5 protein-coding genes are annotated in these 5,058 nt (G+C 63.2%); 4 read left to right on the forward strand and 1 reads right to left on the reverse strand.

Annotation, left to right across the window (positions count from 1 at the left end; genetic code table 11):
* Positions 1 to 669 (forward strand): hypothetical protein (locus VMX79_12845; protein ID HUV87984.1); only part of this gene is annotated, 669 nt, incomplete at its 5' end.
* Positions 670 to 906: 237 nt separating this feature from the next.
* Positions 907 to 2,154 carry a dicarboxylate/amino acid:cation symporter gene (locus VMX79_12850; protein HUV87985.1) on the forward strand — a complete coding sequence of 416 codons (1,248 nt, stop codon included), beginning with the start codon at positions 907 to 909 and terminating at the stop codon, positions 2,152 to 2,154.
* 57 nt (positions 2,155 to 2,211) lie between these two features.
* Here the strand turns inward: VMX79_12850 and VMX79_12855 are convergent, their stop codons facing one another.
* Positions 2,212 to 3,675, reverse strand: coding sequence for a hypothetical protein (locus VMX79_12855; protein HUV87986.1), 1,464 nt, complete (start codon positions 3,673 to 3,675; stop codon positions 2,212 to 2,214).
* Between the two features lie 129 nt (positions 3,676 to 3,804).
* Between VMX79_12855 and VMX79_12860 the strand changes: the two genes are divergently transcribed.
* Positions 3,805 to 4,680: a hypothetical protein gene (locus tag VMX79_12860; protein HUV87987.1), complete on the forward strand. Its 876-nt coding sequence runs from the start codon at positions 3,805 to 3,807 to the stop codon at positions 4,678 to 4,680.
* Between the two features lie 157 nt (positions 4,681 to 4,837).
* Positions 4,838 to 5,058: antibiotic biosynthesis monooxygenase (locus VMX79_12865; protein HUV87988.1), on the forward strand; the 221-nt coding region annotated here is incomplete at its 3' end.

The raw sequence follows: 5,058 nt of genomic DNA on the forward strand, positions 1-5,058 counted from the left end.
GGCTGCTGGTACGGGACCTTTATGAGCCCGCGCGCCGTCGGCACCGGCAAGATCCGCCTCCGCCTCGCCGGCGAGCTGCCGGCCTACGTCAAATCCCACGACCGCGAAAAAGATAACGCCAAGGTCCTGGGCCCGGGCGGAAAAGAGGTGACGCCCGGCTTCGGCGACGCCTTCGCCAACGCGATGGTCACGTACGGCGCCGCCGAACGCTTCGACATCGGCCTCCAGGGCAACCTGTACTCGGTCGGCATCCACGCCAAGTGGTGGGCGCACGTCGTCCCGGAGTATCGGGATAAGGGTATGGACTTCGCCCCCATCCTCTTCCTCCACTACATCTTCGACACCCAGCGCATCGCGCCCAAGCTCTCGCTCGTGGGCGGCGTGCCCATCAGCCGCATCGCCGAGGCCTACATCGGCTACGAAGGGTTCTACGGCCCGCAGATGACGCTAATGGACGACGTGTTCGCGGGCCGCATCGACTTCAAGGACGTCGGGAAGCAGGAACTTTATCAGGACAACCTCTTCATCGGCGTCGACTTCAACTTCAAGGACATCGGCTTCACCACCGAAATAGGCTACCCCATTAACCGCAACGACCGCGACAAGTCGTCGGCGATATGGTTCGGCATCGCGGCGTACTACGGCGAGCTGCTGAAGGGCCTATTGTAGCGGACCGAAGAAGGCCGCGCGCCGCGCGCGGCCCCTAGGTTGAAACGCACAACAAAACCCCCGCCTGATAGGCGGGGTTTTTATATCATCACTACAGAGGGGTTATTTACGAACGTCCCCCTGCTCCGAGAATAATACCCTCGCTCTTTCGCCCGCGATACGAAGCTTGACGCATCGGCCCCAATCTGTTAATAATCGAACCTGCGGCCTCCCGATTTTCGACCGCCTTTTCGTCATATGAAACTCAAAGGCCACCACATCATCCTGCTGCTCATCATGGTCGGCATGCTCGCCGGCGGCGTCTGCGGTTGGGCCTTCGGCGAGAAGATGCTCGCCGTCAAGTTCCTGGGCGACCTCTTCCTCAACTCCCTCAAGATGATGATAATCCCGCTGGTGGTGGCGTCGATGATCACGGGGGTGGCGTCGCTGGGGGACATCCGGCGGCTGGGCCGGACCGGCCTCGCGACCGTCGGCTACTACTTCGTAACCACCGGCATCGCCGTCGCTATCGGCATCTTCCTCGCCAACCTGATTAAACCGGGCGCCGGCGTGACGCCCGTGGCGCAGGAGCTGCCGTCGATGGTGGGGGAGAAGACGTACACCGTCGTCGACGTCATCGTCAACATGATACCGGAGAACGTCTTCGAGGCCGCGGCCGAGACCAACGTCCTTCCCCTCATCGTCGTGGCGCTCGTCTTCGGCGGCATCCTGACGACGCTGGGCGAGAAGGGCCAACCGGTCATAAAGTTCTTCGCCGGCGTCAACGAAGCAGTCATGAAGCTCGTCTACCTGGTGATGATGTTCGCGCCGGTGGGCGTCTTCGCGCTGGTCTCGACGAAGCTGGGCGCCGCGGGGGGAGGCGAGGCGTTCTGGGGCGAGCTGTTCAAGCTGGGCAAGTACGCGTTCACGGTCCTCGCGGGCCTCGCGCTCCACGCCTTCGTCGTCCTGCCGCTGCTGCTGCTCCTGCTGGCGAGGCGCAACCCGTTCAAGTACGCGTTCAACCTGCTCACGCCCTTCGCCACCGCTTTCTCCACCGCCTCCTCCATCGCGACGCTGCCGATGACGCTCCGCGCCGTCGAGCGGCGCAACAAGGTCTCCAACGAGGCGGCGTCGTTCGTCCTGCCGCTGGGCGCGACGGTCAACATGGACGGGACGGCGCTCTACGAGGCGGTGGCGGCGCTCTTCATCGCCCAGGCGTACGGCATCCACCTCGGGCCGGCGCAGCAGCTCGTCATCTTCTTCACGGCGACGCTGGCGGCGGTGGGGGCCGCGGCCATCCCCGAGGCCGGCCTGGTAACGATGGTCATCGTGCTGACGTCGGTGGGCCTGCCGGTGGAGGGCATCGGCGCCATCCTCGCCATCGACTGGTTCCTGGACCGCTGCCGCACGACGGTTAACGTGTGGGGCGACAGCGTCGGCGCCGCGGTCGTCGACCGCCTGGAGGTAAGCCGCCGCGCCACCCGCGAAGAGGTGGAGGAGTACTAGGGGGATTCTATCTTCGGGGAATACGAAACCCGCCTCGACGAGGCGGGGTTTTTTATTTTACCGCTCCGCGTCGTACTCGGCCCAGGCCGGGCGGGGGTCGACGGTGATGCTGAAGCGGCGCGCCGGGACGCCGGTCTCGAAGGTTATCGTCGTAATATCGTCGCGCTTAACCGGACGGGGCAATCGGACAGTTAGGAAATCGGTCCACCCCTCGTGTGCTCCGCGCGACCCGGCGTACGTAGGGAAGCAAGCAACTCCGCCCTCGGCCGTAGTAATCGTCACGACCGGGTCTTCCCGGCTCAAACGGGAATCACGGAGGAACTCTTCATTTTCTAACACTAGCGTGGTCACATCGCCCTCGAGAGGGAAAAATAAACTAAAACTACCTAGCACCACGCCGGAAACCCATCCGAAAAGCCGACGGTAAAGCCTTACGCCCCCCGCGGCGGAAGGTAACCACCCGCCGGCGCCGTGGTGCCCTACGCAGTACCAACCCTTCAACGCGGCGTTTAGGGGAAGCCACGTACCCGCCGGGACGGCGGGTTTAAGGCCGGTATCGTTAAATTGTTCGTTCGTATATTCTTCCGGCGTTATCGCCGGCGCTACAGGCGAGGGGCCTTCTCTCAACGGTACGTAGGCTTCGGTAAATTCCACGAGGAAGTCGCGCCGTCCGAGCCACGCCCTATCCCACCCGACCGAATCTCCAACGCAGCCTTTATACCAAGTTTCGTAAACCTCGCCGCCGTAGATCGGGCAGTCGTCGGTCCTACGTAGCGATACGGCGTCGATCACTTCTATCTCTGTTCCGTCGGCCGGGGAAGATTCAAAAATAACCTCCGCGCCGCCTTCGGGTTTCGCGAGCAACCTCGACAAGCGGGGTAGCGGCAACGGCGCGCCGGGTTCCCATTTGTATATCTCCGGTGCGTGATCGGCTTTCGGGAATTGAGGAATCCGTTCTTCCGGGGAGGCCTCCCACGCGGCATTGCGCGACCAAGCGCGCTTTTTTATCTCTACGTACCCAACGAACTCCTCGAACAGGATATGGGTGCGTCCTTCGGCGTCGAAGGCGAGGGCCGTAGGCCCGGCTGGTAAATACTTATGTTCCCTCACCAATCGCGCGAGCGGCGCCACCCGCCACCCCATTTCCGAACGGCGCGCCACCTTCACCCGGTAGAAGGAGGGGTATTCGAATCTCGGACCGTCCTCGTAATAAGCGACGTACGGTGCTTCTCCGTATGTCCAGTAAGCAATGTGCGGCCAGCCCCGACTGTCGAGCGCGAGAGAACAATCACCGTCGCACCCGTCGGCGTCAGGGTCGACGGTCTCTATCTCCCACGCGGCCGTACCGTCGCCTCCGGCCGCCGGCGCCTCGTTCCCGGAGCGTGCGGGTATAATATTCGATACCCGCTCAGCGAAACCGGGATATAACCCCAGCTTAGCCGCTAGTATTACGCCGCCGCAAAGCGCCCCCGCCGACAACAAAGCACCCACGATTCCCGTTATTATTAAAATCCGTCTCATCGCCTTACCTCCTCCTCTCCATCTCTATACCATCCCCGGCCGCGCGTCAAGGAAAATGTGAAGCCGCCCGTTTCGCGAGGGGTTTATTTCGGTAACGTTTAAACGTATAATGCCCCGAAAGGAGTTCTTATGAAGGCTACGTTGTCCGTACTCATAACCTTATTTATGGTCGCCGCCGCCGCCGCGCTCCACCTCTACCAGCCGGCGCACGACTATACCCCGGCGGAGCTGGGCGAGCTCAACTGGTTCGAGCTGACGCTGCTCGCGAAGGAGCCGTACGCCCGCCAGGGACAGGTCTTCGATTCGGATTGGCTGATGAACCACTACCTCGCCACCGACTGGTACGGCCCCATCCACGGCTCGAGCGAGCACATCGCCGCGGCGATGACGTTCACGACCAAGGAACAGGAGGACATGGCCCGGTTCAAGGGGGCCGCGGCGAAGCTCAAGGGCACGTACGACGGTTGCTGGCCCGTCACTTCCCTCGCCGGCCTGGAGGTCAAGTACTACCGTACGTTGTCGTCGGCCAAAGTCCCCAAGGTCCAGCTCCCGCCCGAATTTTATGACCTGGGCGCGGCCGACGGCGTATCGGTCTGGTCGCGGCCCGCCGTCGCCGCGGACGACGAAATTACGGCAAGCCGGACCGACGCCGAGCCGTACTACCGCGTGCACTTCCGCCCGGGCGGCACGATCGCCGCGGTCGAGGCGCTGGCTCAAGGCCACGGCGGCGAGCACACCGTTTGGAAGGCGTGGTTCGACGCGGACGGCGCGCTGCGCCTCTTCCGCCCGGTATACAGGCGCGACGGGAAGACGAGCAAGGTCGCGATCGCGGCTTTCGCGGGGAGCGCGGCGGACACCCGGGCGCGTTGCCTGATTTCGGGCGACGCGAGCCGCATAGACATGGAGGTGCGGGGCGGCCCGTACGCCCAGCTGCCGTTCAAGGTCATACTCTACGAGGAACAACGCGACGGCGCCGAGGGCTACAAGAAGCTGGTCGGCGATTAACCTCGTAATATATCGCGAATAAAAAACCCCGCCTTTGGGACAGGCGGGGTTCGCGTGCGGGTCGCGTGATTCAATTGGGGCGGGTAAAATTTAGCCTTGCTTCGTAACCCGCCGAGGTTTATTATAAGGAGAAAGCGAACGGCAAAAGGAGGCCGAGATGCTCGTTGAATTCGCTCTATATAAAGTAATCCCCGGCAAGGAGGCGCAGGCGCTCACCATCCTGGACGAGCAGGCCGCCGCCAAGCGCCGCCTGGAGGGCTGCCGCGACGCCCGCGTCCTCTCCGCGTCGCGCTCCGTCGCCAGCCCCTCCACCGACCCCGAGCTTATCCTCACCTTGGCCGAGTTCGACGACGCCGCGGCCTACGCCGCGTTTCGGGA

The organism is bacterium (genome assembly GCA_035529855.1).
GTDB lineage: Bacteria > RBG-13-66-14 > B26-G2 > WVWN01 > WVWN01 > WVWN01.

Bases quoted from the DNA above. Each gene is read 5' to 3' on its own strand.
- VMX79_12850 (HUV87985.1), top strand. From the start codon at position 907: ATGAAACTCAAAGGCCACCACATCATCCTGCTGCTCATCATGGTCGGC.
- VMX79_12860 (HUV87987.1), top strand. From the start codon at position 3,805: ATGAAGGCTACGTTGTCCGTACTCATAACCTTATTTATGGTCGCCGCC.
- VMX79_12855 (HUV87986.1), bottom strand. From the start codon at position 3,675: ATGAGACGGATTTTAATAATAACGGGAATCGTGGGTGCTTTGTTGTCG.